The organism is Candidatus Flexifilum breve, assembly GCF_016713355.1.
Window position 1 is genome coordinate 97880 of record NZ_JADJPI010000039.1, and the last position, 26612, is coordinate 124491.

The following is a 26612-nucleotide window of genomic DNA, read 5'->3' on the forward strand; positions in this document are numbered from 1 at the left end:
CTTCTCCGGTCAAGCGGCGGCAGCCTGCTGGATCAGCGCTTTGAGCAGCGTGTAGTCGACTTCATCCTTTTCCCGAATCTTGATCGTCTTGCGGTCGCCCGTCTCTGACGATTCGAACAAGCCTTCCGGCGGTTGCAGCGCCTGCGCGTTAAAGATGGTGAAGCTCACCCAGCCCTTCGCCGGGCCGAGCACCGCCGCATATTTGCCGTTCTGGAGGAAGTGCGGCTTGCCGTATTGGATGCGCTCCTGCACCTCGGGGATCGCCTCATTGATGAGCGCGCGAATCCGGTTGCAGACATCAGCCTGCCACGGCTGCGCGAGCTTGCCAATGTAATCGGTGACTTCCTGATTCATCGATTCAGTCCTTGTCTATGCGGTTGTCCAGAGTAGATCATACTCATCGATACTAGCATAGAACTTTAGTTCTAACCATTACAATCGCGCAGCTCGTCGTGTAAGCAGCGGCGCTCATCCCAACCCTCAGTGATTTTCGCAGCCCCAAAGGTTAGATCTCCAACTTACAGAGGTTCCATTCTATGCGGCGATGTGTCACAATACAGGCGTGTCAGGCTGGCTTCAGTGTGACACGAACATCCTAACTCAGCAGACCTAAGATGACAGCATGTTGCGAATTCTGGTTAGCGGCGTAGCCGGCTTCATTGGCTCCAATCTCACGCAGGCGCTCCTCGAAAAGGGCTACGCCGTCGTCGGCGTAGACAACCTATCGCAAGGCGATCTCCTCAACATGGCGGCGTTCCGCGAACATCCACACTTCACCTTTGTGCAGGAGGATATTCGCAACGAGGCCGCGATGCTCCAGTGTGCGGAAGGCTGCACGGCCTTGGTGCATCTGGCGGCCTACAAAATTCCGCGCTACAGCGACGCGCTGGATACGCTGCATATCAATACGATTGGCACCGAATCCTTTCTCAAAGCAGCGGTTGAGCACAAGGCGAAAATGGTCGCCGCGTCCACATCGGATGTGTACGGCAAAAATCCGCAGGTTCCCTTCGATGAGAATTCGAACCTCGTCGTCGGCAACCCGGATGTGCGCCGCTGGGCGTATGCTATCTCCAAAATGTACGAAGAGCAGTTGATGTTCGCCTATCACGAGCGCTACGGCATCGATATTGTCCCCTTGCGCTTTTTCGGCGGCTACGGCCCCAACCAGAACCTGACGTGGTGGGGCGGCCCGCAGTCGGTGTTCATCAACATGGCGCTGGACAACGAAGAAATCCCCGTGCATGGGGACGGCCAGCAGACGCGCTCGTTCACCTATGTGAGCGACCACGTCAACGGCATCATCCGCGCGGTCGAACGTCCCGAAGCCAATAACAAGGTCTTCAACATTGGCGCGAACCGCGAGATCACGATTGAAGGCTTGGCGCGTTTGATCTGGGGATTGGTGCGCGGCCCGGAAGAGACCGCGCGTATCCGTTTCATCCCCTACGAGACGTTCGGCAAGTATGAGGACGTACAGCGCCGCATTCCCGACATTGCCCGCGCGCGCGAACTGCTCGGCTTCGAACCGCGGGTGGAGCTCGAAGAGGGCTTGCGCCGCACCATCCGCTGGCAGGTCGAACGCCGCCGCCAGCTCGGTATCAGCACGCCCGACCCGGTGAATGCCTAATGCCCAGCCTGTATATTGCCGTCCCCGTCCTGAACGAAGCGCCCAACCTCCCCCGGCTATTTGATTCATTCCGGCGGCTGGCCAGCGATCACAGCGCGCAGTTCAGCGTGCACATCCTGCTGGTCGACGATGGCAGCACGGACGGCACCGCCGACGTCGCGTGCCAACTGGCGGGCGATCTGGCGTTTAAAGTGCTGCGCCATGAGGTGAATTACGGGCCGGGGCGCGCCTTCCAAACCGTGTTCAGCTATCTTGCGGACAAGCTTCAACCGGGCGACTGGGTGCTCACAATGGAAGGCGATAATACGTCGCGTTACGAACTCGTGCGCACCATGTTTCGCCGCGCCATCGAAGAGGATTACGAGGTCGTGCTCGCCAGCCCGTACCTGTACGGCGGCGGCATCGTCCACACCTCATCCCTGCGCGTGTTGTTGAGTAAAGTGGCGAACACCTTCGTCAAGGAACTGCTCGGCATCAACGGTATCGTCACCGTCAGCTCGTTTTTCCGGCTGTACCGCGCATCGGCGCTCCAGCGCTTGCAGCAGCGCTACTCGCCGAGCATTCTGGAGACCAACGGTTTCGAATGCATGACGGAAATGGTCATCAAGATGATCAACCTCAACCTGTCTATCAGCGAGGTGCCGATGGTGCTGGACACCCAGCTCCGCATCGGCAAGAGCAAAATGAAAATCATGCGGACGATTCGCGGCTATTTGCGCCTCGCCCTGCAGTTACGCCGGTGGAAGGCACCGGAAATCCCCAAACCAGCGCTGACACGCATTTAGTTTCGTCCCACTGACTTGCTCAGGAAACGTCATGGCTCCTAACTCAGCACTTTCCATCACCCAGCGCGCTCGCTCAAAGGTCTTCATCCGTGCGCTGCTGATCACGCTGGTGGTGGTACTGCCACTGCTGATGCTGCTGATTATGGTGCGCCTCACTGCGCAGACCAATCTCAGCGGCGCGGTACCATGGCTGTCAGACGGGGTCATGAACTGGCATCAGGTCAAAACAGTTCATACCGTGGGGTTCAGCGGCGGGTATTACACTCTCAACGAAATCCCCGCGCAGGTTGATGTCCTGCGCTTCTACATGCATGGGCCAGTTTACCCGCTCTTGTACGGCCTGTTTGCGCTGGTCGCCGGCTGGGATTTGCCGATCGTCGTCTATGCGAACATAGTGCTGTTTGCTGTCGGGGTTCTGGTCGTGGTGCGCACTATTCCGTTCACCAATCGGCAGCTTGCGCTGCTGGCGCTGGTGACTGGCAGTTACTATCCGGTGATCCTCTTCTTGCCAACGGCTATGCAGGAAACCCTAAACGTCTTCGTCGGCCTCGTGTTGGCGGCGCTCTTTTACCACGCATTCCAGCGTCAAGCTGAGCTGCCCCTGACCGCGAAAATCGTGGGCGTCGGTTTTTTTGCCTTTGCCATCTTCACCCGTATGTCGTGGGGCTTACTGCTGCTGCCGTACCTGTATTTGATTCTGCCCCGATCCCGCGCCCGAATTCCGCTCGCGCTGCTGGGCACGCTGCTCATCGGCGGCAGCCTCGTCTTTATCATGGGACGCATCATCCCGGCCAACGACTATCACATGGTCTACCGGCTGCTCACCGCTTTGCGCGAAGATCCAGCCGGTGGCTTGGATCTACTCGTCGAAAATATCGTAATCAACCTCTCCCGTTACACCAGCTTGCACAAACCGCAGAGCGATATCGCTTTAACCATCGTGTTTTGGGCGGTGAGCGCCATGCTGCTGGCGATACTATGGAAGAATCGGCACGCACAGGCGGCGGATGCTGCCAATCCCCGGTTACAGATCGGTTTTCACCTCTACAACCTGTTCAGCGTGTTGATCCTCAGCTTGCTGCTGTATATTATGGGCACGTGGGGGGATTACCGGGTCATTTCCATACATCTGCTGCTTACGTTCGTGCTGCTGATCGCGTTGGGACAGGAGCGCTTGGTGACGGTCTATCTGGTCTTCAACCTCCTCTGCATCCCGCTGCTGCAGCCATCATTTCAAGAACTGCACGAGGCGCACTTCCCGCCAGAGCCGCGACCGGATATGACGACCCTCGAACCCTACCTCGTATTTGAGCCAAACCAAACGGATCCCTGGTGCAATTCGATTGCCGTCCAAGATATTCTGTTCGACAATCGAATTCTGACGGTTCCCGGTGGAATTGGCCTGAATCTAATTCAGCCCGGCGTCTTCACGGAGCTGTCCATCTTGCGCTCACGCTACCTGTGGCTAGCCCCGGATGCCTATGAGCGAGTCCGGCACGAAATGGGTGTAACGGAACTCACGCTGGCCGTCCCCGCAGAATTGAACCTACCCATCTACCTCAACCCGAATGCTGACTGTTAGGCGCAGGAGACAGCCATGAGTCGCTTACTCGGTGGGCGCGAACTCTTCATCGGTGAGATCCTCGACACGATTCCGCAGCGCGTCGCGCCTGGGCTGGTACTCGGTCCGATGCGCCAGGGTTGGCCAAGTTATCGCCTATTGGAACAGCACATCTTCGGCCTTAAGTGCTTGGTGGCGGATGCACGTGGCCCCTATGAAGATCGCGAATGCGTGCAGCAAATCTTCGAGCTGACGCTCGACGCTGACTACCCCCTCGCTGAATTGGAATCCCGCTATCTCACAAAAATTGAACCCGTCATCGGTCGCCCGATCAAGGCGAACCGCTATGCGACCCAAAGCGCCGCACAGGTGGCGTACAGCGCCGATTGGGACAGCGCCGATTTACGCGTGACGCTCTCGATCTACGGCGGACCGCGGGCAAGTCACGGCGGCATGGCAACGGCGGGGCTGTTCGTCAACCTGCGCGACGAGCTGCCGATTATGGCACGCTATGCGGCGGCGCTCAGCGCGCGCGAGTCCGCTCTGTGGGGGACACTCACCAGCCCGGATGTGCTGCACATCAGCCGACTGCAAACCAAGTTAACCCCCTTCTCGCTGCAACCGTGGGCGGTGCAGAGTGATCCCGTCCGTCGGAAAGCGCAAAAAGCGTTCTACAAACGCGATCTGCTGGAAACGCCGCCGTTGGTCTCACAGCGCCTCGCCGCCAACGAGGTCATGCTGTGGCGGCACAGCGCTCACCTCTTCGTCTCGACTCAATTCGACACGGTGCAGCTCGTGACTGGACAAACGACTCTGGAAGTCGTCAACATCCTTCCGGCGCGGGGCGGCGGCGGGTTGAGCGTGCACGTGGGCGAACTGCAAATCACTGACGTGCCGGGATCGCGTCCGCTCACGGAGCTGGTGGAGGCGATCCAAGCGGTGTGCGCCGTCCGTTACCGCTATCAGGAAACCTACGACGACTGAACCGTTCCCTGCGCCGACTTATTCCTCGAAAAGCATGTTAAACTAGAACATCTGTCCGCAAGCCGAGGAAGAGAAACGCATGCAGATGAAACTGGAGTTGGTGCCTGTTCCGGTGCGCGATCTGGAGCGCGCCAAAGCCTTCTATGCCGATGTACTGGGTTTCCACGTCGATCACGACACGACGATCAGCGCCGAGGTGCGCCTCATCCAGCTGACGCCGCCGGGTTCGGCGTGTTCAATTGTCATCAGTCAGGGCATCCCGAATCTCGACGAGATGACGCCGGGAACGATCAAGGCGCTGCATCTGGTCGTCAAAGATGTCAGCGCCGCCCGCGCCGAGTACCGCGCTAAAGGCATCGATGTCGGCGAAATCACGGATCATGGGCGCGGCGTGAAATCGGCGGGTTTCAGCGACCCGGATGGCAATTCATGGTTGTTTCAGGAAATGGCATGGCGTTCCGCCGAATTTGAGGGGACATGACCAAACTGCATCTCGATACGGACATCGGCGGCGACATGGACGATCTATGCGCGCTCGCCCTGCTGCTCAAACTGCCGGATGTGGAACTGACGGGCGTGACTACGGTCGCCGAGGAGCAAGGTCGACGCGCGGGCTATGTGCGCTATGTGCTCGACCTGATGGGACGCAGCGATGTAGCGTTTGCGGCGGGCGCGGATACCGCCGACGGTTACTACCGCTATCCCACACTCGGCTACCCGCCGGATGAAGTCAATTATCCCGAACCCGTGCCGCGCATTCCCGGTCACATCGACGCGGCGCTCGAGCTGCTCAAGCGGAGCATTGAACAAGGTGCGCTCATCGTCGCGATTGGACCGTTCACCAATCTGCGCCTGCTCGATGAGAAGTACCCCGGCATCCTACGCGACGCGCGCCTGTTCCTGATGGGCGTGTACGTCGACGATGTGCCGCCCGGCTACCCGGACTTCGCCCGCACCGACGACTGGAACGTGCAAGTCGATGTGCCGTCGGCGCTGCATGTGCTGGAACATGCCGAGCCAACCTGCATCCCGATCACCGTGACCGCGCAGACCGCCCTGCGCCGCGCTGATGTGCCGCGCTTGCGGTCAGCGGGCAGGCTCGGCGCGCTGCTGGCCCGGCAAGCCGACGCGTTCTGGGACGAGTGGCACAACGGCGAGAAATTCGCCAGCTTTGCCCATGTGCCCGCCGATATGATCAATTTCCATCACGACCCGCTCGCCTGCGCCATCGCGCTCGGATGGTCAGAGGGCGTGACCATAGAGCGCGTGCCGCTCACGTGGGCAGTGCGCGACACCTACCTCTACGAAACGCGTGATCCGCAGGGCAAACCGATCAACCTGGTGACGAGCGTGGACGGTGCGGCCTTCAACCGCTACTGGCTAGAGGTGATCTGCGGCGGCACATCGGGTAAAATCGGCTGAAAATACTCTCGCACAAAGGAATAAAGCCATGCTGGATTACAAAGCCCGCATCGACGATTTACAGGCGATCAGCGGCGTCGATGCCGTAATGCTCGTGCCGGGTTCGAACATGATCTATTTCACCGGGCTGGAATTTCACCTCTCCGAACGTCCGGTGGTCGCCATTTTCACCGCGGAGGGCTTGAGCATCATCATCCCACAGCTGGAACTGCAGAAGATCACCAAACGACCGGATCTCGAAGTCAACGCCTTCCCGTGGTCGGATACCGAAGGCCACATGGGCGCGTTCGCCAAAGCCATCCACGACCTCGGATTGACGGGCAAGCGCATCGGCATCGACGGCATGACCATGCGCGTCACCGAATGGATGAACTTCCAGAGCATCGACCCGACGCTGCAAGTCGTCCCGGTCGAACGCGAACTGATCAACATCCGCGCGCACAAGAAAGCCGACGAAGTCGAGTTGATGCGCGCGGCCATTCAGGCGAGCGAACGCGCGCTGGAACAACTGCTGCGCGAAGTCAAGCCGGGCATGACCGAGCGGCAGATCAGCGCGCGGTTGAGCGAACTCGTGCTCAGCGAAGGCTGCAATGGTCTCGCCTTTGACGCGCTCATCCAGACCGGACCGAACAGCGACAACCCGCACGGCTTTGTGACCGACCGCGCGCTGCAAGCGGGCGAATTCCTACTCATCGACTTCGGCGGCAGCATCGACGGCTATCCAGCCGACATCACGCGCACGTTCTGCATCGGTCAGCCGACCGCCGAAATGCAGAAGATCTACAACACGGTGCTGGCGGCCAATCTCGCGGCGCAGGCCGTCGCGAAGCCGGGCGTGCCGATGGGCGCGGTCGATCGGGCGGCGCGCGGCGTGATCGAAGCGGCGGGGTACGGGCCGTATTTCACGCATCGTACGGGGCATGGCCTTGGCCTCGGCGGGCACGAACCGATCCCGCAGATCGCCTCGAACATGGATGATCTGCTGGAGCCGGGCATGAGCTTCACGATTGAGCCGGGGATTTACGTGCCGGGCATGGGCGGCGTCCGCATTGAGGATAACGTCGTCATCACGGAGACGGGTCTCGACGTGCTGACGAGCTTCCCGCGGTCGCTGCAACTGCCGGGGTAAAGGTCAACCTCACCCGCGCCCTCTGCTTCAGGAGAGGGGCTTTTCTTGCTCCGCGTCCTGAATTCGGAGGCGTGGGGCCGTCGCCGGGTCGGATGCGGCGGACGCAATGAATTGCGTCCCTACGAAGATCACTTTGGCTTGGCAGGCCAATGTTGGCTCCCCTCCCCGAATTCGGGGAGGGGCCGGGGGTGGGGTCGGAATCTGACCTTTTTCAACACCCTCAAGCCTCTCGCCTACGTGTGTTTTCCCCGTATCGAACAGTCTGCATTAGCCAAAGCCCAAAGAGGCGGCCGCAATGAATTGCGTCCCTACGAAGATCACTTCAGCTTGGCAGGCGTTGCTGGCTCCCCTCCCTGAATTCGGATGGGGTGAGGTTACGCTTTACCCCGCGTGTTCGTCGTAGAATTTTTGCCATTCGGTGCGGAAGTCATCCCGCGGCTTGTTGACCACATGCGGCACGGAGGCGGGCAGCGTCCCCACTTCGACGGGCGGGAAGTGTTCGAGAGCCTTGCGCACGAAATAGATCATCTCACTGACTTGCAGCGCCGCATTCACCCAGTGCCCGAACCACGACAGCGCGAACAGCAGCGCGATCAACAGGGCGCGGACGGGCGTCGCCCACGGCAGCGAGGCGATGATCGAGCCGATGAAGGCCGGGATGAGGAACGAGCTGAGGATGTACGGCGCGTGGATGCGCGTCGTCAGGCGAATGGCGGTGATCGACTCGTCGCCTTCTAGGGTGGACACCTCACCGAAAACGGCGGCAGCGACGCCGGTACGACGGCGGCGACCGCCCCAGACCTGGCGCGTATCGCTGGTCAGGCGAAAGCCCGTCGCGCGCGGCTGAATGTAGTAGCGCCGCCCCTCCATGAACAGGTTGCGCAGGTGCAGGCGTTCCGTGCTGGGGCGCGCGGCTTCGATCAGCGTTTGCACCGATAGAGCGGGATCCGCGCGCACGACGACCGCCACGGGGCGATGCAGCACAAATGGATTCGCCAGCGGCCGCCACCGCGCGAACGGCCAACGGCGGCGGCGAACGGTCATCCGGCCTCCGGATAGAGCGCGCGGGTGGAGTCGACCAGCTCCGGCAGGTTGAGCGCGGTATACAGACGCACCGCTTCGTCGAGCGCGACGATGGCTTCATCGGTGCTGCGCAGTTCGAGATTAAGCGCGCCAAGCGAGCGGAGCAGATCGGCTTCGCTGCGCTGATCGCCGAGTTCGCGGACGATCTCCAAAGTACGGACGTAGTATTTGAGCCCGTTTTGCTGGTATTCGATCTGGTTGCGACGCGACCCGCCGCTGCGCCCTAACGCCGCATACAGATTGCCGATCACGCCGAGCCGCTGTGCCTGCATGCCTTTTTCGCCGAGGTCACGGTAGAGCAGCGCCGATTCTTCAAACAGGGGGATGGCGGCCTGAAACTGATGGAGCGCGACATTGCTGTTGCCGAGGTTGCCGAGCCGCACCGCCAGCCCGCGCTGATCAGCGAGCACCCGAGCGATGCTGACCGCTTCTTCGTGCAGGCGCACCGCGTCTTCCGGTTGGCGCATATCATCGTAGACGAGCCCGAGATTCGCCAACCAGATGCCGCGGCCGCGCTCATCGCCGACTTCGCGCGCCAGCGTCAGCGCCTGATTCAGATGCAGAATCGCCTCGTCAAAGCGCCCCATTTCGCGCAGGATGTTGCCCATATTGCCGAGCAGGCCATCCTCGGTCAAGCGGTCGCCATCGGCGCGAGCGCTCAACAGCGCGCGGTGAAAGGCTTGCAGCGCCTGTTCCATCAGGCCGAGGCGGTGGTAGATCAGGCCAAGGTTGCCAAGATGCCGCCCTTCGCCCGCGCGGTCGCCCGCCTCCCGCGCAAGATGCGCGGCGCTTTCCAGTCCCTGAATGGCGGTGGGATAATCGCCCGTTTGCAGCGCCAGGCGCACCTGACGAAGAACATTTTCACTCATGTTTTGCGAGGCGTACCAGACTGACGATCAGCGCAGTCAACACACCCGCGGCGATCAACCCGACCCACACCCACGCGAAATCGGTTGGCAGGGGGGGCAGCGGGGTTTCCGGCGCGTTGGGCTGCGGATCAAACCGGACGATGGTGAAACGGTCGCTGACTTCGGGGAGCGTCTTGGGCGAAATCGAGTCGCGCGCGCTCATCCGCGCCAGCATAGGATCATACACAAACGGCGCAGCGCGGCGAAACAGATGCAGCACGCGCAGCACCTCCCCCGCGTTGGTGACGACGGTCGCGCGCGCTTCGATGCGTTCCTTGCCGAGCTGCAGCGTCACTTCCGGCGACGCTAACAGATTTTGATACCAGTGGGGCTGTTCTCCCCAACCAGACATCACATAAATTTTGCTGCCGTGCCGCCGATATTCAATCGGCGTGTAGCGCGCCAACCCGGTGCGGCGGCCCACTGTGCCCAGCACCATGATGCGCGTCATGTTCAAGAATTCCCCAAGACCGGCGCGATACATCCATAATGGCATTTTCAGAAACACGCGCTGCACGCCCCGAGGATGAGGGATGAGCTGTCCGTTGATCATAACTTTGATAAAGACCTCGTTTCCTAGCCCTATCTTACTCTGATCTACGTTTGTGCGCACGGGTGGTTGCGCGGTTCGGCCCAGCAGTTTGCGCGCAGCGGGGCAAAGACGCCCAGCCAACCTTGATCATTCGGGATGCGCCCCTCATTCCAGTCCCCTCTCGCCGTTAAACGGGGTTCACAGCAGGGCAGTATTCATATTTCGAGACTGTCTTCCCTTAACGACACCTTGTAGGGACGCGCAGAAGCGCGTCCCTACACTAAGACGGTGTTTCTCGTAGGGACGCGATACGAGCGTGTTTAAAAAGGTCAGATTCCGCCCCCCCGGCCCCTCCCCGAATTCAGTTGACGGAGGGACAGTTTTAACATTGGGAGCCATTAAGGCACCCCGGGGGACGTAGGGACGGGCAAATGGCGCGCCGTTGCGGCGGCCCGTCCCCCATCCCCGATTGTTAAAACTGTCCTCTCCTCAACCGAATTCAGGGAGGGGAGCCAACATCACTCGCCAAGTCAAATTGGTTTTCGTAGGGACGCAATTCATTGCGTCCGCTGGACTAGAAACGAGCCAGACGCCCTGTTGGGCATCCCTACAGAAGACCATGCTCGCCGTAAGGGTTGCATTCCAGGCGCAAATTCGCCTATGATAGGCGCACGGACTTGGGAGAGATGACGATGCTCGTGCGCTGCCGCAGCCGCGGTTGATCTAATCACTCGCTAACCGCATATTTCCTCGCGATGCTGTGGGCAGACTGCCAACGGCATATTTTGATTCCCAACAGGAGACAATTGGATATGCTCAAGTTTCTCAGCCGCCGGCTGACGCGCCGCGTCGGCCTCTTTGTGTTCGTGCTGCTCGCCATCGAATTCGTCGACGAGGTGGCCTTTGGACTGGATCAAGCCGCCCTGCCGCTGATTCGCGACGCGCTCAACCTGAACTACGTGCAGATCGGCCTGCTGTTCACGATTCCGGGGTTGGTCGCCATGGTGATCGAGCCACTGTTCGGGCTGATCGCCGATGGTAAGGCGCGCCGCCGCCTGATTCTCGGTGGGGGCGTCGGCTTTGTCGCGGCGTTGGCGCTGACCGGATTCAGCACCGACTTCCTCATGCTGATCTTCGCCTTCTGCCTCTTCTACCCGTCGTCGGGCGCATTCGTCAGCCTGTCGCAGGCCGCGCTCATGGACACCGATCCCACCCGCCATGAGCAGAACATGGCGCGCTGGACGTTTGCGGGTGCGGTCGGCGTGTTCGTTGGGCCGCTGCTGCTCGGGGCGATCATGGGGACGACGGGCAATTGGCGCGACGCTTACTTCGCGGTGGCGATCATCGCGCTGGTGATCTGGTTCGCGGCAACGCGCTTCCCCTTCGCCAAATCAGCGCAGATCGCCGAACCGGAAGAGGCGGGCGTGCGCGCCAGTCTGCGCGAAGTGTGGCGGGCGATCCGCAACTGGAACATCATCCGCTGGCTGGTGCTGCTCGAATTCGCCGACCTGATGATGGACATCCTCAACGCCTATCTCGCGCTCTACTTCGTCGATGTGGTGCGCGCGGGCGAATCGAGCGCGGGCATTGCGGTGGCGGTGTGGGCGGGTGTCGGCTTGATCGGCGACCTGCTGCTCATCCCGCTGCTGGAACGCGTGCGCGGCCTCACCTATCTGCGCATCAGCGCCGCGCTCAACTTCATCCTCTACCCGGCGTTTCTGCTCGTGCCCGGCTTCATCCCCAAGCTGATCATCGTGGCGCTACTCGGTTTCACCAATGCGGGCTGGTACTCGATTTTGCAGGCGCAGCTCTACTCGGCGCTGCCGGGGCGCAGCGGTCTGGTCGTGACGATCAACAGCGTGACGAGCATCATTCATGACCTGCTGCCGCTCATGATCGGTGTGGTAGCGGAGGCGTTCGGCCTCGGGTCGGCGATGTGGTTGATGCTGCTCGGCCCCATTGCGCTGACGATTGGCATTCCACGCGGTCAGAAAACGCTGACCGCAGCAGCAGAAGAGAATGTGCAGTAAGCTGAGTGAACGTTTGGCGGCGGATCGCAGAGGCTGGCGTTCCGTCGCCAGCCAGCACCTCGGCTCAGAGTATATGAGGGAGAAACGATGGATATTCAGGCAGTCCGCGACCTGTTTGACTACAACTATTGGGCGAACCGCCACCTGCTGACGGTCGCCGCCCAGCTCACACCCGATCAATTCACGGCGCCATCCGCGCACAGTTGGGGCGGCGTTGAGGGTACGCTCGTGCACATCCTCGACACGGAAATGGGCTGGCGCGAACTGCTGTGCGGTCGCCCCGGCGCGCCGGAACTCAAACCTGCGGACTTTCCCACGGTCGACGCGCTCCAGCAAGGTTGGCAGGCCGACGAGCAGATCATGCGGGCGTATCTCGACGGTCTGAGCGACGCCGATCTGCAGGGCATCATCCGTTATCACACGAATACGGGCGCGCTCCGTGAACGCGTGTTGTGGCACTGCTTGTTCCATGTCGTGAATCACGGCATGCAGCATCGCAGTGAAGTCGCGTCTATGCTCACGGGCTACGGTCACTCGCCGGGCGATATTGACTTCACTGTCTTCTTGAACCAACGCGCCGGGTTGGAATAACGGGGATCTCACCCCCAGCCCCTCTCCCGTGGGAGAGGGGCTGGGGATGAGGTTAACCTACGCCTTCTTTTTCTCTTTGCGGGCGTACATGCGTTCCAGATACGGGATGATCTCCGGCGTCTTGCAGTCGGTTTGTCCGTGGTCGACATAGACCTTGCCGATCTGCCGCGCGAGGGCTTCGACGCGGGCGCGCAGCGTTTCGTTACGCGCACCGACGCAGATCAGGAAGTTGTTCATGTTGTAGCGCACGCGGTTTTTGGCTGTATGGATTTCGTTCTCCACGCGCTGCAAATACGGGTCGAAGAAACTGTCGGGCAGCGTCATATCGTTGAGCGCCAGATGATTGAGCAAGCCCCAACCCGCAGTTTCGATCCATTCGCCGTCCGCCGCCGTCCATTCGAGCATCTTGGGCATGATGAACTTGGTTTGCGCGACAACGCCCGCCAGATAATCGGTATCGGCGTAGTTGTTGAGAGCGCTCAGCCAGCGGTCAATCTGTTCCTCGGTGATCTGCGCCGGGTCGATGATCATGGTCGCCAGCGTGCGGGCGTCGTAGTTACCCGATTCCCACAACTTCACCGCCAGTGCGTGATCCTGCTTGATCTTCTTCTGCAAGGCTTTGAGATCGCTGGTCAGCACGCCGAAAAGTTCACCCTGGACGCCGTGCCGCATGTAAGTCTTGCGCGTCTGCGCAGTTCCCGCTTGTTCCAACGCTTGCATGACTTCCGCAAAGTTCATCGCTCACCTCACCACTCAAACTCCGTTTACGAAAATAGCGGCCTCACTCGAAGGTTGAGGCTTGACGGTATGGGCTGTCTTTTGGCATTTTGCGGACGCGATAAATCGCGTCCCTACGAAAACCAACTTACTTTGGCGGGTGATGTTGGCTCCCCTCCCTGAATTCGGAGGCGTGAGGCCGGGGGTGGGGTCGGGCCCTCATGCCTTAACCCCTTCCCAGCCCTTCGGAATGCGCTCGGTGTACGTGATCTGCTTGGCTTTGAGGAATGTGCCCAACTCCTCAATCGCGCCTTTGACCGCGCGCACAGTGGCCTTGTTTTTGGGTGCGTCCGCTTCAGCATACACGGCATTGATGCGCAGCGTTTGACTTTTCTTGTCGTAAGTCGGGTCGATGCGCCCGATGAAGCGGTCGCCGTGCAGAATCGGCAGCACGTAGTAGCCGTATTCGCGCTTATCGGCGGGCACGTAGATTTCGATGCGGTAGTAGAAGTTCCACAGTTCTTCGGTGCGCTTGCGGTCGCAGATCAAATTGTCGAATGGAGAGAGGAGCACCGTGCGCCCGCGGAAATCGCCATCCTCGACTGCGCCCAACAGCGGCAGATCGGCGGTGTGCACGTACCACGTCCGCTTGTCACCGTCGACCTTGACGCGCTGCACCAAACCGTCGGTTTCGAGATCAGCCAGCACGGCGGGTAGATCCGGGTAGCGCCCGCGAATGAAATGCACCTTGATCTGCTGCGGCGTGGCCGCACCGAGCGCGCGGATCGCCCGCTGCGCTGCCGCATACGTCACCTGCCGTTCATCCCATTCATCTTTGGGCGTCCATTCGGGCAAAAAGCGTTCGGTCAAATCCCACACCTTTTGACCGCCCTTGCGCCCCGCCACCATGATCGTGCCGGACGACCATAAAAAGTCGAGCATGCGGCTGACGTTGCGCCCGCTCGTCCACCCGCTCGACACCCAGCCTTCCGGATGCAAGCCATCCGCTTCGAGTTCACGCGAGAGACGCGCACCGTTTGCGGTGATATCTTTTAGGATGAAATCATGCAGCGCTTGATTCGTTTTCACCCACTGACGCACACTCTCTGACCAACCGTCGACGCCGGTACAGTAGTCGCGCATCCGCTTGTGATAGATGGGGAAGTCCTCGGTCAGCACAATCGAGGCGACGTGCGCCCAATATTCGAACAGCGCCCGGTCTTCCCACTGCAATTTGTCGAGGAGTTTGAGGTCATACGCGCCGACCCGGCTGAAGACCACCAGTGTATGCGAGCGCGCCACTGCGCTGATCGGGTCAAGCTGCAAGCAGCCGAGGTTGCGGGCGACGCCGAGAATGCCCTCGGCAGTGGCGGGGGGACGGTCAGCATCAAGGTGTTGGCGGCGGATCGCCAACCGCCGCACGGTTTCGGGCGTGATGGTACGCAGAGTCATACGGTGTCTCCGGCCTCACCTCAGCACCCCACCCCCGGCCCCTCCCCGAATTCAGGGAGGGGAGCCAGCCGACTCGCCATGCCGCCCCTCTCCCCGCTTGCGTGGGAGAGGGGTTGGGGGTGAGGGGTAATCCCCTCAAACTGCACCGGTGCACGCCCCAATCTCAGGACGCAAGAGGTGAGGCAAATTGTTTGGAAGCAATACGGAGAGGATATCAAAATTCGCACAAATGTGCAACTTTATTGATAGAGCGGAATCCGAAAGCCGAAGATACTCCCGACCTTATACACGCTGTTCCACACGAGGTCGCCGCGATGCCGCGCCACGATCTTGCGCACGAGGTACAGTCCGAGGCCGTTGCCCTCAATGCCGCGCGCTTCGCTCATTTTGATGCGGGAGAAGGGCTCAAAGAGGCGGGCTTGTTCGCCATCCGGCACACCGAAGCCGTTGTCCTCAATTTCGATCTGCCCGTACCCCTCGGTGATCAGCAGGCGCGCGCTGATGCGGCCCCGTTCCGGCGTGTACTTGATGGCGTTATCCAGTAGATTGTTGATCGCCTCGCGGAGCTGCCCCTGATCGCCCGTCACATACACCGGGTCGGCGGGAATGCTCAACGTAAGCTGCTGATTCTTGTCACGGCACTCGTCATAGTGCTCGTCAACGGCCGTCTGGAGCACCATCCCCAACGCGACGATATCCTCCGGCAGAGACGTGTCCGTCTCCAACCGTTCGACCGCGAGGATGTCCGCGGACATGCGATCAATGCGCCCGACGGACTTACGAATCGTGCGGACGGCGTTCCGATGATGCTCGGTCATGTACGGCTCAAGGTCTTGATTGAGCAGATCCATGTACGAGTAGATGATCGCCAGCGGGCTGCGCACATCATGCGCCACCACGCGGATCATGTCGGTTTTGAGCTGTTCAAGCGCGCTCAGTTCGTGATACAGCCGCTGGAGTTCGCCGAGCTGCCGCTGCGACTGCTCGTACAACCGGGCGTTCTCGGTCGCGCTGGCGCTGCGCGCCGCCAGCAGACTCGTAAACTCGAAGACTTGCGGTGTGAAATCATCCGGCGCGTCGGTTTCCATGTTGAGCAGACCGATGATTTTGTGATGGGCCAGCAGGGGCAGCACCATCTGCGCACGCGTTGACGGGATGACCGCCGCATACTCGGCATCGAGGCTGACATCCGGCACATATTCGGCGCTCGCCTGGCGCAGCGCCCGCGCGGGCACGCCGATCTCCGGCAGCAGCGGCAGTTCCGTGTAGCCACCAAACCCGCGGCTAAGCGTCACCTCTCCGTTGTCGTCCAAGAGGGCGATGCAGCCGGACTGGGCGCGGCTGACAATCTGCGCGGCATGCAGCGCGATCTGCAAAACCGAGTTCAATTCGAGCGCGTGATTCAGTTCAGCATCGACTTCCTGCAGGACAGCGAAGAAATCAATGCGCTGGTTAAGCAGCGCGAGCGCCGCGGAATCGCTCAGGGAGTCGTCGGGTTGGATGGCAGGGACGGGGGACGGCATACGGACTCTACTTGATACTAACCAAATTCCTACGCCGCGATCCTAACACGAAAGCCACCGGAAGTAATGTTCACAAATGTCTGAAGATTGTTAGGTTTTGCCGAAGGGCAGATTTAACCTCACCCCCGGCCCCTCTCCTAGAGGAGAGGGGAGAAAAGAGGCTTTTTCCGTCTCCCCTCCCTGAATTCGGGGAGGGGCTGGGGGTGGGGTCAGAATATCTGCGTACCGGACAACCCTGTTACGGGGTGAGGTTACTCAGCCAGCGCCGCGCAGCGAGCCGATGGCGTCGCACGCGGGGCACGAGCCGTCCGGTCGGATGATGGCGTAGCCGCCCTGCGGGTCACCATCAACGAAGCGCGTGAAGTTGACGTTGAACACAATGATCAGGCGCGTTTGCACGTCGCTGGTCTCCGCGGCGATCTGAATCGCGTCGCGCAGCCAGTCGGCCTGCTCCTGGACGCTCGTGTTTGCGCCCCACGCGAAGCCGCCCGGGAGTTCACCGTACCCATCCGGGGACAGGTAGCCCATTTCACTGAAGCAGAACTGGGTCGGCGTGCTGTTGAACGGGAACGAGGCGCGCTGGAGCATCAATGGGAAGTAGTACGTCGGGTAGTCGCCGCGCGGGTCGCCGCCCTGCTGGTTCGGCGGGATGATGCCTTCGTTGTAGTGAATGCCGATGCAGTCGGCGAAATTCGCTGCGCCCGCATTCGCCATGCCGAGGTAGTAGCGATCATCGTTCCACACGCGATCCAGCCCGAACGCGCCTTCCGCGCCCGTCGGCGAGGGCGCACCCGTCACCACGAGGATCGACGGATCGACGGCCTTGATCGCGTCATGCGCTTGGCGCAGCAGTTCGACATACTGGCGGGGATCGATCTGCCCCTGCGGCCATTCACGGTCGAGGTTCATTTCGTTCCACACCTGAATCGCGTCTGGCTGGAGCGCGGCGATGCGCCCGACGAAATCGGCGTACTGCGGATAGTAGGCATCGCCCTGCGCCGCAAGCTCGTCCTTCAGCCCCTTGATGCTGAGGAAGGCGAAGAAGCCCTGTTCATGCGACCAGTTGATGCGATCGCGCGCTACGTTGATCAGCGAGTCGTCGCCGATCACATAGGGGATCTGCCACTTCATCCACGTCATACCCGCCGCGCGCATGAGTTCGGCGGCGCTTTCGTCGAAGTCATCCATCTGCCCGCCGACCGGGATCGGCAGTTCGTTGACGACGTTCGGACGCGGGACAATCGTCGGCTCTTGCGGCTGCTGCGGTTCCACAACCTGTGGCTCGACAGTTGGTGCAGCGATGATCGGCGCGGTGCTGCCATCGAGGCGCACGAGCTGGTTGGCTACGCGCAGCGGCCCGACCACGTCAAACTGTTCGGTGAAATCGGTCAGAATCACGTGCAGGCGCAGGTTGTACACGCCATCCGGGACGACCGTCGTGTCCCACCGCGCGATCACGCTGCCCGTGACCGGGTTGCGCGACGGCAAGGTGATCGGCGTCCACAGCGCCGAGTCAACGGGCTGCGCGTAATCCGCGACTTCGAGATAGTAGCTTTGCAAGTTGGGCAGGTTGACCGTGCCGAACACATCGACCGCACCCGCGAGGTCATAGACCGCATACGGGAAATCAATGCTGACCGTCGCGTCTTGCGCGGCGACTGGCGCGACCATAATCAGCACCAGCAGCAGAATAAACCATCGACGCATATAAGCTCCTCAAGAAAAGTGAAGGACTCAGGACTGAGGGCCGAGGACTGAGTAAATTTCACTTGTCCTCTGACCCACTCAGTCCTCAGTCCTGTAGACTCAGTCCTAATGATTTACGGGCACGAACCCTTTTGCAGGACGTATTCGACCACGCGCTGCTGATCCGTTTCGTTGTTTTCCGGAATGGCGTTCGACGGGTCGATGATCAACGTGATGCGGTGGGTTTCGTTGTACCACGTGCTGACCGTCAGCGGCATGACGACGCGGAAGGTCTGGCCGGGCGACAGAATCGGGAAGCCGCCGATGGTCGTACCCTGCGTCGAGCCATCTGCCGCGCGGACATCGACGAGCGAGACCGTGCCGCTGGCGCTGCTGGCCGTCGAGCCGAGGTTCGCCACGTCAAAGCCGACGTTGAACGTCTGACCGCAGGTCGGCGTCGCCGGTTCGAGCACGACGATGCCCGCGACGAGGTTCGCGCTGCTGGTCGGCGTGGCCGTGAACGGAACCGGCGTCGGAACCGGGGTCGCAGGCGGCGGCGGAGGCTGCACGCGTGGCAGTCCGCCAACATTCCCGCTCACCGTGACGATGCTCGGTGCGACCCACCCGGTGCTGCCATTGGGCAGGCGGACGTTGTACCAGCCAGAGCCGGTGGTCGAAATGCCGACGATATCCAGCACCGTACCCTGCGTCAGCGTCACGATGATGTTGTAGTTCGTGCCATCGCCCTGCCGGACGTTGCCGGTCGGCGTGCTGATGGTGACGCGCGGCGTCGGGTCTTCGGTCGGGATTGCGGTTGGCTGCGGCGGGGTCGTCGGTTGGACAACCTGCGGTACGGGTGTGTTCGTCGGCAGCACCACCGGGGCGAACGGCGGCGGCGTGTTTTCGAGCCGCACCGGGCCGACCGCATCGGTGATCGCCGTGCCCCCGGTCACATTGACCGTCAAGCGCAGTTCATAGATGCCATCGGGAACCACCGAGGTATCCCACACGGCGAGCACATCATCCTGCACGGCAGCGGCATTCGGCAGCGAGGCCGGGAACCAGACTTCACGCCCCGCGGGGGGTTGGAGCTGCTCGTCCAACGGACGGAATTCAATGAAGAAGTTGGCCATATTGGGGACATTGGCCGACCCGCGAATTTCAAATTCACCACGCAGCACATAGACCGGCGGTGGCCACGTAATTTGCGCATTGGGGTTGTCTTGGGCTGGATCGCTTTGCGCGCTGATCGGGATACCGACCGCCGCAACGATCAGCGCCAGCACCAGCAAAAGCAGTCGCTTTTTCGTCATCACACAATAACCTCTCGTGCATAACCGTCACACTTTCCATTGTAGCGAATCTAACGGGAAAGTTGCGAACGCTTACCCCACGGGAGCTGTACGCTGCCTGAGCTTTTAGTCCCGTTGGAGCGCCCATGCGGTCAGGCGCAGCGCCACCAGCGTGATGAGGATCGGCGCGATCAGCGGGAGGATGGTCTCGACGAACAGGCGCAGCGCCGGGTCGAGCGGCAGCAGGCGCAGCAAGTTAAGGGCGAAGAAATAACCGCTGGCGAGCAGCACCGTGCCGACAATCGCGGGAATGCGCGCCCACAGCGTTGCGCCCATCAGCAGACCGAGCGCGCCGACCATGATCGGCTCCAGAAACACGCGAATCAACGCGGCGCACTGCGCAAGGATGAGCGCCCCGCGCATCAAAATCGGGTTGTCTTCCAGCGAGAACACGACATCATATTGGATGATGAGCAGCGGCATGCTGAACAGCACCACCGCCAACCAGATCAAGCCGAGGTTTTCGATTTGCCGCCAGATGACCGCGGCGAGTTTGCTGTAGAGCACCTGCATGAGCGGGCGCGGGATGATTAGCAGGAGGGGCAGCGTTTCGTTGCGGCGTTCGCTGACAATGCTCGTGGTGCTCATGATGGCGACGCTCGCCAGCACCTGCAAATAGATGAGCGCGGCGGCGGGCAGCAGCACCAACGACACGGTCACTGTGGGCATGAGCACGGTGAACAGCAGCGGCAGGACATACGACACGGCGACGAAGGCCGCTTGCAGCGTAAACAGGCGCACGATCAAGCCCAGGTCGGGCAGCAGCGTCTTCCAATAGGGGCCGAGATGTCGACGCACAATCGGATTGTTGCGCCGCGCCCATTCGGGATACTGCTGATCGATGTCGGTGTTCTGCACGATGATGGGGATACTTCGTGCCGCCTTGTCTCTCAGCACGCGCTGTGCCATATGCGCCCTTTCCGTTGCGTTCGTATCCATATAATAACCGCAAATGGGCACAAAAGTTCAAGTGGGTGATGAGCCGTTAGCGATTAGCGGTTAGCTCACAGCGAAAAACAGCGGACGGCGGGACGTGGCTGAAGGGTGTTGGAAGAGGCCAAAGTCCGATCCCATCCCCGAATTAAGTTGAGGACAGAACACTTTTAACAAGCGAACGCTTGTAGGGACGCGCTTCTGCGCGTCCGTGGTCAGCGGACGGCCAGAAAGCCGTCCCTACAGGGTATAAACACAGAGGACACCGCGATCATGATCGCGGTGTCCTCTGTGTTCGCTGTGGTTCGAATCTTTTCGTTACAGGCCGAGTTTGCTCTCGTAGAGTGTGCGGTGCTTGACCGCTTCGCCGAACACGGACACGCCCGCGTTGAACAGGATCAAGCCAACCAAGCCGAACAGGAACCACACCACCGTCGACTTGCGCCGCGATTTCAACACAATCGCCTGACCGATCACCGAAATGCCCGCGCCGATGAGCAGCAGCCCGCGCGGCGCGTTTTCGCTCCATTCCTGATAATGCTGATCCATATGCCCTCGCTCGGATAAGCCTCATTTCTAGCTCAAATCATAGCGAGTCTTGAACGTTTCCGCTATTCGTCACGCAGCGACTCGCTCTATCCCCTCACCCCCAGCCCCTCTCCCACGCAAGCGGGGAGAGGGGAGAAACACGCTTTTTCTGGCTCCCCTCCCTGAATTCGGGGAGGGGACGGGGGTGGGGTCAGATCTACCCTAGCCGCGCGGCGTCGAGGATGCCCGCGCTTGCGCCATTCAGCAGATGATCGACCGCGCGTTCCGCCACGCCCGACCCGAACGCCAGCCCGTGCCCCGTGAAGCCGACGGCAAAGCCGATGCGCGGCGAGCCGGGGATCGTGCCGATCAGCGGCAGGCCATCCACGCTGAAGCCCATGATCCCGCCCAGCGTCGATCGACCTTGGCGGTCACATCGGGGAACTTGGTGCGCAGGTAGTTGTCGAGGTACGCCTGCACCGGGTCGCTGATGCGATCTTCGCTGGTGCTTTCCAGTTCTTTGTACAGCTTGCGCCCGCCGCCGATCAAGAGGCGGTTGTCGAAGGTCATGCGGTAGTACATGTAGCCGTAATCGCTGTAGCCGCATACGGGCATGACGTTCTCGGTGAGCGGTTCGGTGACGAGACACTGCCCGCGCGTGGGGATCACTTTGCCGACGAAGTACGGGTGCACAAACTGCGAATAGGCATTTGTGCAGATCATGACATAGCGCGCCTGAAATATGAATTGGCGCGTGTGCACGGTCACACATTCCGCGCCCGTCTGTTCGACCTTGTAGACCTCGTTATTGTTGACGAGTTCCGCGCCGCTCGCCTTGAAGACCGTCCACACCAGTTCGTAGGGCTGCACGGCGGCATCCCACGGATGTTCGACCGCGCCGAAATAGCCGCGTTTGAGCGGATCATTCGCGTGATACACCACGTCGATGCCGTCGGCGTTGAGCGCGCGCGCCGCCGCTTCCAGTTCCTTGCCTTCCTCTTCAGATTCCGCCAGAAGCATTGAGCCGCAGTTGTCGAGGCGTACGTCACCCTGCTTGGCGAATTCCCGCCAGTACTTGTGCGTTTTGTCGGAGAGCGCCCATAGTTCGCGCGTGTTGGCATGACCGTACAGCTCAATCGCCCGGTGATAGTAGGTATCCGGCCCGGTGATCATGAACCCGGCGTTGCGGCTGCTTGCGCCGAGCGCCACATCGCGCATTTCGGTGATCACCACGCTGCGCCCGGCCTGCGCTGCGAAATACGCGGCGGCGCAGCCCGCCAGCCCCGCGCCGATCACGAGCACATCCACTTCGCGGATTGGTTGGGTATCTTCGGCCTGCCAGATCGAAACGGTCATAGAGAGTCCTTTAAATTCGCAAAGCGCTAATCATAACAAGGCGTTCTGGCGCATGGGGCAGCGAATCCGCAGATTGGGCATTGTTGAACTTTTCTGACCCATCTATAATCCCTCGCGTCCGAAATAGCGAGTAGAACCCTGTAGGTAACCCGCTGGTCCATTCCGGAGAGACTATTTGACTCTGTCACGTTTCAAGAAGTTTGTGTCGTACTACCGCCCCTACCGGGGGTGGCTGCTCATCGACGTGGCCTGCGCTTTCGTGGTCGCCCTCACCACGCTCCTGCTTCCCCTCGGCGCGCGCTACATCACCCAAAATGTTTTGGCCGAAACCACGCCCGACACCCTCAATCAGATTTACGCGATGGGGGTGGTGATGGTTGGTCTGGTCGCCCTGCACACGCTGAGCCAATACATCGTGGACTATCGCGGCCATTCAATGGGCGCGCTGATGGAACGCGATATGCGCGCCGAATTGTTCGATCACTACCAGAAGCTGTCGTTCAGCTTCTACGACGATCAGCGCACCGGGCAGTTGATGTCGCGTATCACCACGGACACCTTCTGGTTCTCGGAATTGTGTCACCACGGCCCGGAAGACTTCGTCATCTCGGTGCTCAAGTTCAGCGGCGCGTTCGTCATCCTCATCACCATCAACGTACCGCTTACCCTGCTCGTGTTCGCCTTCCTGCCGATCATGGCGGTGTACGCCTTCTACTTCAACAGCCGCATGAGCAAAGCCCTGCTCGCCAGTCGCGCGCGCATCGGCGATGTGAACGCACAGGTCGAAGATTCGCTGGCGGGCATGCGGGTGGTCAAGTCGTTCACCAACGAAGCCGTTGAACAGCGCAAATTTCGGCACGAAAATAATCGCTTTCTGGACAGCCGCCGCCTCGGCTATCGCAGCGAAGCCAACTATGACGCCGGGATGATTGGCTTCACGCACTTGCTGACCATCGCGGTGGTGGTCTTCGGCGCCGTGGCGATTGTCAATCGGTCGCTCGACTTAGCCGATCTGCTCACCTATACGCTGTGTGTCGGCATCCTTGTCGATCCGATCAAGCGGGCGATCAACTTCACGCACCTGTATCAGGAAGGCGCAACCGGCTTCACGCGCTTCATGGAGATCCTCGAAATCGAGCCGGATATTCAGGATGCGCCCAATGCGCGCGACCTGAAGCACGCGCGCGGCGACATCGAGTTTCGCAAGGTGAGCTTCAAATATCGCGCCGAGCATGAGGACGTGGTCAAAAACCTGTCGCTGACCATCCCGGCAGGCGAATACGTCGCGCTGGTGGGCACGTCCGGCGTCGGCAAGACGACGTTGTGCTCGCTCATTCCGCGCTTCTACGAGGTGACCTCCGGCGAGATTCTGCTCGATGGGATCAACATCAAGGATGTGAAGCTGCGTTCGCTACGCCAGCAGATCGGCGTGGTGCAGCAGGACGTGTATCTGTTCGCGGGGACGGTCGCGGAGAACATCCGCTACGGCAAACCGGACGCGACCTATGACGAGATCGTGATGGCGGCCAAACGCGCGAATGCCCACGACTTCATCATGGCGCTGCCCGACGGCTACGACACCGATATCGGACAGCGCGGCGTCAAACTCTCCGGCGGGCAAAAGCAGCGCCTGAGCATCGCGCGGGTGTTCCTCAAAGACCCGCCGATCCTCATCCTCGACGAAGCGACCAGTTCACTCGATTACGAGAGTGAACGTGCCGTCCAGACCTCGCTGGAGCAGTTAAGCGAGAACCGGACGACGCTCGTCATCGCGCACCGCCTGTCGACCGTGCGCCACGCGCATCGCATCCTCGTGCTGACCGCCGACGGCATCAGCGAGCAGGGCACGCACAACGAATTGATCGCGCGCGGGGGCAGCTATGCGCGGCTGTACAACCTGCAATTGGAGATTTGAGCGGCGTCCGGTAGATAATTTATACCGTAGGGGCGCACCTAGGTTATTCAGTCAGGCAGACACATGAGGTCTGCCCCTACAGAAACCCTGGCTGATCGAGCATTTAATCACTGGTTGCAAATTCAGAACCCGCGGCTCCGGAATTCGGGGGAGGGATAGAATCATATCCATCCGCGATTTTCACGCGTTCCTCCGGTACAATAACCCCCTAATTCGCATCTGCTTGAGGTTGATCATATGGATATTGACTACTCGTTTACCCGCCCGATTCCACCAGATGAACTGCATCGCCTGTTCGCGCAGGCCGAGTGGACACAGACGCGCACCACTGCCGAGATTCAGCACCTGCTGGCGCATTCGGTGTGCGTCGGCGCGTGGCGCGGCAACGAACTGGTGGGTTTTGCGCGCGCCGTCACCGACGACCTGTTCCGCGCCTTCATCGAAGACGTGATCGTCGACGAGGCGTTACGCGGACAGGGCATCGGCCTCGCCCTGATGCGGGCGCTGCTCGGTCGGTTGGCGCATGTGCAAGCGATCGCGCTGGACTGTGCCGATCAGCTCGCGGGCTATTACGCGCAGCTCGGCTTCGTCAAAGTCGGCCAAACGTGCATGCATATCTGGAAAGGCTTCGATTGGGCGCATTAAGCGGCGTGCGCGTGCTCGATTTCACGCGCGTGTTGGCGGGGCCGTTCTGCACCATGCTGCTTGGCGATCTCGGCGCGGACGTGATCAAAGTCGAAGACCCGCTGCGCGGCGACGAAACGCGCCAGTGGGGGCCGCCGTGGCTGGAACGCGACGGCCAGCGCTTCAGCGCCTACTACCTGAGCGTCAACCGCAACAAGCGCAGCCTCACACTTGATCTGAAGAACCCGCATGATCAGCAGATCGCGCGGGAACTGGTCAGGCACAGCGATGTGGTGGTCGAGAACTTCAAACCGGGCGGCATGGCGTCGTTCGGCTTGGGCTATGCGGACTTGCAGGCGATCAATCCGCGCCTGGTCTACGCCAGCGTCACCGGCTTTGGGCAGACCGGCCCGTACAGCAACCGCCCCGGCTATGATTTTGTCGTGCAGGCGATGAGCGGCCTCATGTCGATCACAGGCGAAATCGAGGGCGCGCCGCATAAGGTCGGCGTGGCGATCAGCGATGTGTTCGCCGGGCTGTTTGCGCATTCCGCCATCCTCGCCGCGCTGCTCCACGCTGAACGCACCGGCGCCGGGCAGCACCTCGACATCGCCTTACTCGATTCGCAGATCGCGGCGCTCGTCAATATCGCCAGCAATGCGCTTGTCTCAGGACAAACGCCGGGACGCTACGGCAACGCGCATCCGAGCATTGTCCCGTACCAGACGTTTCGCGCCGCCGATGGCGACTTCGCGCTGGCGGTGGGCAACGACGGGCAGTTCCGCCAGTTGTGCGCATTGATCGGGCGCGAGGAGTGGGGCAGCGATCCGCGTTTTGCGACCAATCCGGCGCGCGTCGCCAACCGTGTTGAACTGGTACGTTTGCTCAATGACGTGTTCGCCGGTGACACGGCGCGCGCGTGGGTAGAGCGCAGTCTCGCGGTCGGTATCCCCGCCGGGCCGATCAACACGGTGACCGACATTCTCGCTGATCCGCACGTTGAATCACGCGGGCTGATCCATGTGCTCGACGGTATCCCCATGATCGGGCATCCGGTCGGGTTCTCCGCCACACCAACCGAGATCCGCACGCCACCACCCGCGCACGGTCAGCACACCGCCGAAGTGCTGCGGGAGTTTGGCCTTACGCGGTAAGGCTGTCCCCTCTCCTCGTTCGTATGGCAGAGGGGCTAGACATGAAGTGTCGCTTAAATGGAGCCTCACGCCAGCGGACGCCATCAATTGCGTCCCTACACAACCTTTTTGGTTTGGTGAGACATGTTCTCTCCGTACCCTGAATTTGAAGGCGGATTCACCCCGGTTTTACCCTCAATTTTACCCATTATATTCGAACAAAATTTCTTGACTTTACACGAACATTCGTGCTATAATAAGCAAATCTGCTCGACCTCACAAAAGGATAAAGCACCATGATCATGCCCATCCTGTCGGTCAAGAATTTTGCTGTGTCCAAGAAGTTCTATACGGAAACGCTCGGCTTCAAACAGAGCGTGTCGATGAACGATGACAACGGGAACGAAGTCTTCGGCATTTTCGAACTCGGCAAAGCGGGCTTTGGCCTTGGCATAGATCCGGCAGGGCCGACGCCCGGCGCGACGGTGCAGTTCATGGTGTATGTCCCCGATTCGACCGACCTCGACCAGTACTACGCCGATGTCAAGGCGCGCGGCGGGGCAGCTGACGACCTCAAGACCGAATACTGGGGCGACCGCAAATTCGACATCAAAGACCCGGATGGCTACTGGATCACCCTGTGTAAAACGGTCAAACCGATGACGCAGGAAGAGGCGGCGGCCAACAACATCACGATGACGCCCGTCAACGGCTAATCAGCTCAGCGACTCAACCGGA

Annotated in this window: 26 protein-coding genes; 13 read left to right on the top strand and 13 right to left on the bottom strand. The window is 60.7% G+C overall.

The genetic code is table 11. From position 1 onward, the window contains the following. Nucleotides 1-9 precede the first annotated feature (9 nt). The gene (locus tag IPK17_RS36835) at nt 10-354 is read right to left on the bottom strand and encodes a DUF1801 domain-containing protein (RefSeq protein ID WP_343422733.1); all 345 of its coding nucleotides are present in this window, start codon (nt 352-354) and stop codon (nt 10-12) included. 268 nt (nt 355-622) lie between these two features. On the opposite strand from IPK17_RS36835, the gene IPK17_RS36840 reads away from it, so the two are divergent. The 7 genes from IPK17_RS36840 (at nt 623) to IPK17_RS36870 (ending at nt 7511) form a co-directional block, all read left to right on the top strand. Further along, the gene (locus IPK17_RS36840; protein ID WP_343422734.1) at nt 623-1630 is read left to right on the top strand and encodes an NAD-dependent epimerase/dehydratase family protein; all 1008 of its coding nucleotides are present in this window, start codon (nt 623-625) and stop codon (nt 1628-1630) included. Then, complete coding sequence (locus IPK17_RS36845; RefSeq protein ID WP_343422735.1) at nt 1630-2415, top strand: glycosyltransferase family 2 protein; 786 nt, start codon at nt 1630-1632, stop codon at nt 2413-2415. The genes IPK17_RS36840 and IPK17_RS36845 overlap by 1 nt, the downstream gene beginning before the upstream one ends. A gap of 31 nt (nt 2416-2446) precedes the next feature. Further along, nucleotides 2447-3997, top strand: a complete 1551-nt coding sequence (locus tag IPK17_RS36850; RefSeq protein ID WP_343422736.1) for a hypothetical protein — start codon at nt 2447-2449, stop codon at nt 3995-3997. A gap of 15 nt (nt 3998-4012) precedes the next feature. Next, entirely contained in the window at nt 4013-4960 is a 948-nt protein-coding gene (locus IPK17_RS36855; protein ID WP_343422737.1) for a hypothetical protein, read from the top strand. A gap of 79 nt (nt 4961-5039) precedes the next feature. Continuing rightward, a complete protein-coding gene (locus IPK17_RS36860) occupies nt 5040-5441 on the top strand; it encodes a VOC family protein (RefSeq protein ID WP_343422738.1) in 402 nt (133 codons plus the stop codon). Then, on the top strand, nt 5438-6382 hold the full coding sequence (locus tag IPK17_RS36865; protein ID WP_343422739.1) for a nucleoside hydrolase: 945 nt from the start codon (nt 5438-5440) through the stop codon (nt 6380-6382). Before IPK17_RS36860 ends, IPK17_RS36865 begins: the two co-directional genes overlap by 4 nt. Before the next feature lie 28 nt (nt 6383-6410). Beyond that, entirely contained in the window at nt 6411-7511 is a 1101-nt protein-coding gene (locus tag IPK17_RS36870) for a M24 family metallopeptidase (RefSeq protein WP_343422740.1), read from the top strand. A 381-nt stretch (nt 7512-7892) separates the two neighbouring features. Here IPK17_RS36870 and IPK17_RS36875 read toward each other — a convergent pair whose 3' ends face one another. From IPK17_RS36875 to IPK17_RS36885, 3 genes are read right to left on the bottom strand one after another with little or no spacing between them, the layout of a single operon-like run. After that, complete coding sequence (locus tag IPK17_RS36875; protein WP_343422741.1) at nt 7893-8555, bottom strand: hypothetical protein; 663 nt, start codon at nt 8553-8555, stop codon at nt 7893-7895. Beyond that, the gene (locus IPK17_RS36880) at nt 8552-9463 is read right to left on the bottom strand and encodes a tetratricopeptide repeat protein (protein ID WP_343422742.1); all 912 of its coding nucleotides are present in this window, start codon (nt 9461-9463) and stop codon (nt 8552-8554) included. Before IPK17_RS36880 ends, IPK17_RS36875 begins: the two co-directional genes overlap by 4 nt. Further along, nucleotides 9456-10055, bottom strand: a complete 600-nt coding sequence (locus IPK17_RS36885; protein ID WP_343422743.1) for a nitroreductase family deazaflavin-dependent oxidoreductase — start codon at nt 10053-10055, stop codon at nt 9456-9458. The genes IPK17_RS36880 and IPK17_RS36885 overlap by 8 nt, the downstream gene beginning before the upstream one ends. A gap of 791 nt (nt 10056-10846) precedes the next feature. Between IPK17_RS36885 and IPK17_RS36890 the strand changes: the two genes are divergently transcribed. Further along, the gene (locus IPK17_RS36890; RefSeq protein WP_343422744.1) at nt 10847-12064 is read left to right on the top strand and encodes an MFS transporter; all 1218 of its coding nucleotides are present in this window, start codon (nt 10847-10849) and stop codon (nt 12062-12064) included. 87 nt (nt 12065-12151) lie between these two features. Continuing rightward, nucleotides 12152-12655, top strand: coding sequence for a DinB family protein (locus tag IPK17_RS36895; protein ID WP_343422745.1), 504 nt, complete (start codon nt 12152-12154; stop codon nt 12653-12655). A 57-nt stretch (nt 12656-12712) separates the two neighbouring features. Here the strand turns inward: IPK17_RS36895 and IPK17_RS36900 are convergent, their stop codons facing one another. The 9 genes from IPK17_RS36900 to IPK17_RS36940 form a co-directional block, all read right to left on the bottom strand. Then, the gene (locus tag IPK17_RS36900; protein ID WP_343422746.1) at nt 12713-13393 is read right to left on the bottom strand and encodes a DNA alkylation repair protein; all 681 of its coding nucleotides are present in this window, start codon (nt 13391-13393) and stop codon (nt 12713-12715) included. Between the two features lie 198 nt (nt 13394-13591). Next, nucleotides 13592-14824, bottom strand: coding sequence for a winged helix-turn-helix domain-containing protein (locus IPK17_RS36905; protein ID WP_343422747.1), 1233 nt, complete (start codon nt 14822-14824; stop codon nt 13592-13594). A 239-nt stretch (nt 14825-15063) separates the two neighbouring features. Then, nucleotides 15064-16347 (bottom strand): GAF domain-containing sensor histidine kinase, encoded by a 1284-nt coding sequence (locus tag IPK17_RS36910; protein WP_343422748.1) that lies wholly within the window; start codon nt 16345-16347, stop codon nt 15064-15066. Nucleotides 16348-16602: 255 nt separating this feature from the next. Then, entirely contained in the window at nt 16603-18054 is a 1452-nt protein-coding gene (locus IPK17_RS36915; protein WP_343422749.1) for a glycoside hydrolase family protein, read from the bottom strand. A 113-nt stretch (nt 18055-18167) separates the two neighbouring features. Beyond that, nucleotides 18168-19346 (bottom strand): SH3 domain-containing protein, encoded by a 1179-nt coding sequence (locus tag IPK17_RS36920; protein ID WP_343422750.1) that lies wholly within the window; start codon nt 19344-19346, stop codon nt 18168-18170. Nucleotides 19347-19451: 105 nt separating this feature from the next. After that, a complete protein-coding gene (locus IPK17_RS36925) occupies nt 19452-20294 on the bottom strand; it encodes a hypothetical protein (RefSeq protein ID WP_343422751.1) in 843 nt (280 codons plus the stop codon). Between the two features lie 342 nt (nt 20295-20636). Then, nucleotides 20637-20867, bottom strand: coding sequence for a hypothetical protein (locus IPK17_RS36930; protein WP_343422752.1), 231 nt, complete (start codon nt 20865-20867; stop codon nt 20637-20639). A gap of 196 nt (nt 20868-21063) precedes the next feature. Further along, entirely contained in the window at nt 21064-21246 is a 183-nt protein-coding gene (locus tag IPK17_RS36935) for a hypothetical protein (RefSeq protein ID WP_343422753.1), read from the bottom strand. Continuing rightward, entirely contained in the window at nt 21216-22202 is a 987-nt protein-coding gene (locus IPK17_RS36940) for an NAD(P)/FAD-dependent oxidoreductase (RefSeq protein ID WP_343422754.1), read from the bottom strand. The genes IPK17_RS36935 and IPK17_RS36940 overlap by 31 nt, the downstream gene beginning before the upstream one ends. A 175-nt stretch (nt 22203-22377) precedes the next feature. Here IPK17_RS36940 and IPK17_RS36945 point away from each other — a divergent pair, with 175 nt between their 5' ends. From IPK17_RS36945 to IPK17_RS36960, 4 genes are all read left to right on the top strand, one after another. Further along, nucleotides 22378-24117: an ABC transporter ATP-binding protein gene (locus IPK17_RS36945; RefSeq protein ID WP_343422755.1), complete on the top strand. Its 1740-nt coding sequence runs from the start codon at nt 22378-22380 to the stop codon at nt 24115-24117. 237 nt (nt 24118-24354) lie between these two features. Next, nucleotides 24355-24762, top strand: a complete 408-nt coding sequence (locus IPK17_RS36950) for a GNAT family N-acetyltransferase (RefSeq protein ID WP_343422756.1) — start codon at nt 24355-24357, stop codon at nt 24760-24762. Then, entirely contained in the window at nt 24750-25895 is a 1146-nt protein-coding gene (locus IPK17_RS36955) for a CaiB/BaiF CoA transferase family protein (RefSeq protein ID WP_343422757.1), read from the top strand. Before IPK17_RS36950 ends, IPK17_RS36955 begins: the two co-directional genes overlap by 13 nt. 275 nt (nt 25896-26170) lie before the next feature. Beyond that, the gene (locus IPK17_RS36960; protein ID WP_343422758.1) at nt 26171-26590 is read left to right on the top strand and encodes a VOC family protein; all 420 of its coding nucleotides are present in this window, start codon (nt 26171-26173) and stop codon (nt 26588-26590) included. The last annotated feature ends 22 nt before the right edge of the window (nt 26591-26612 follow it).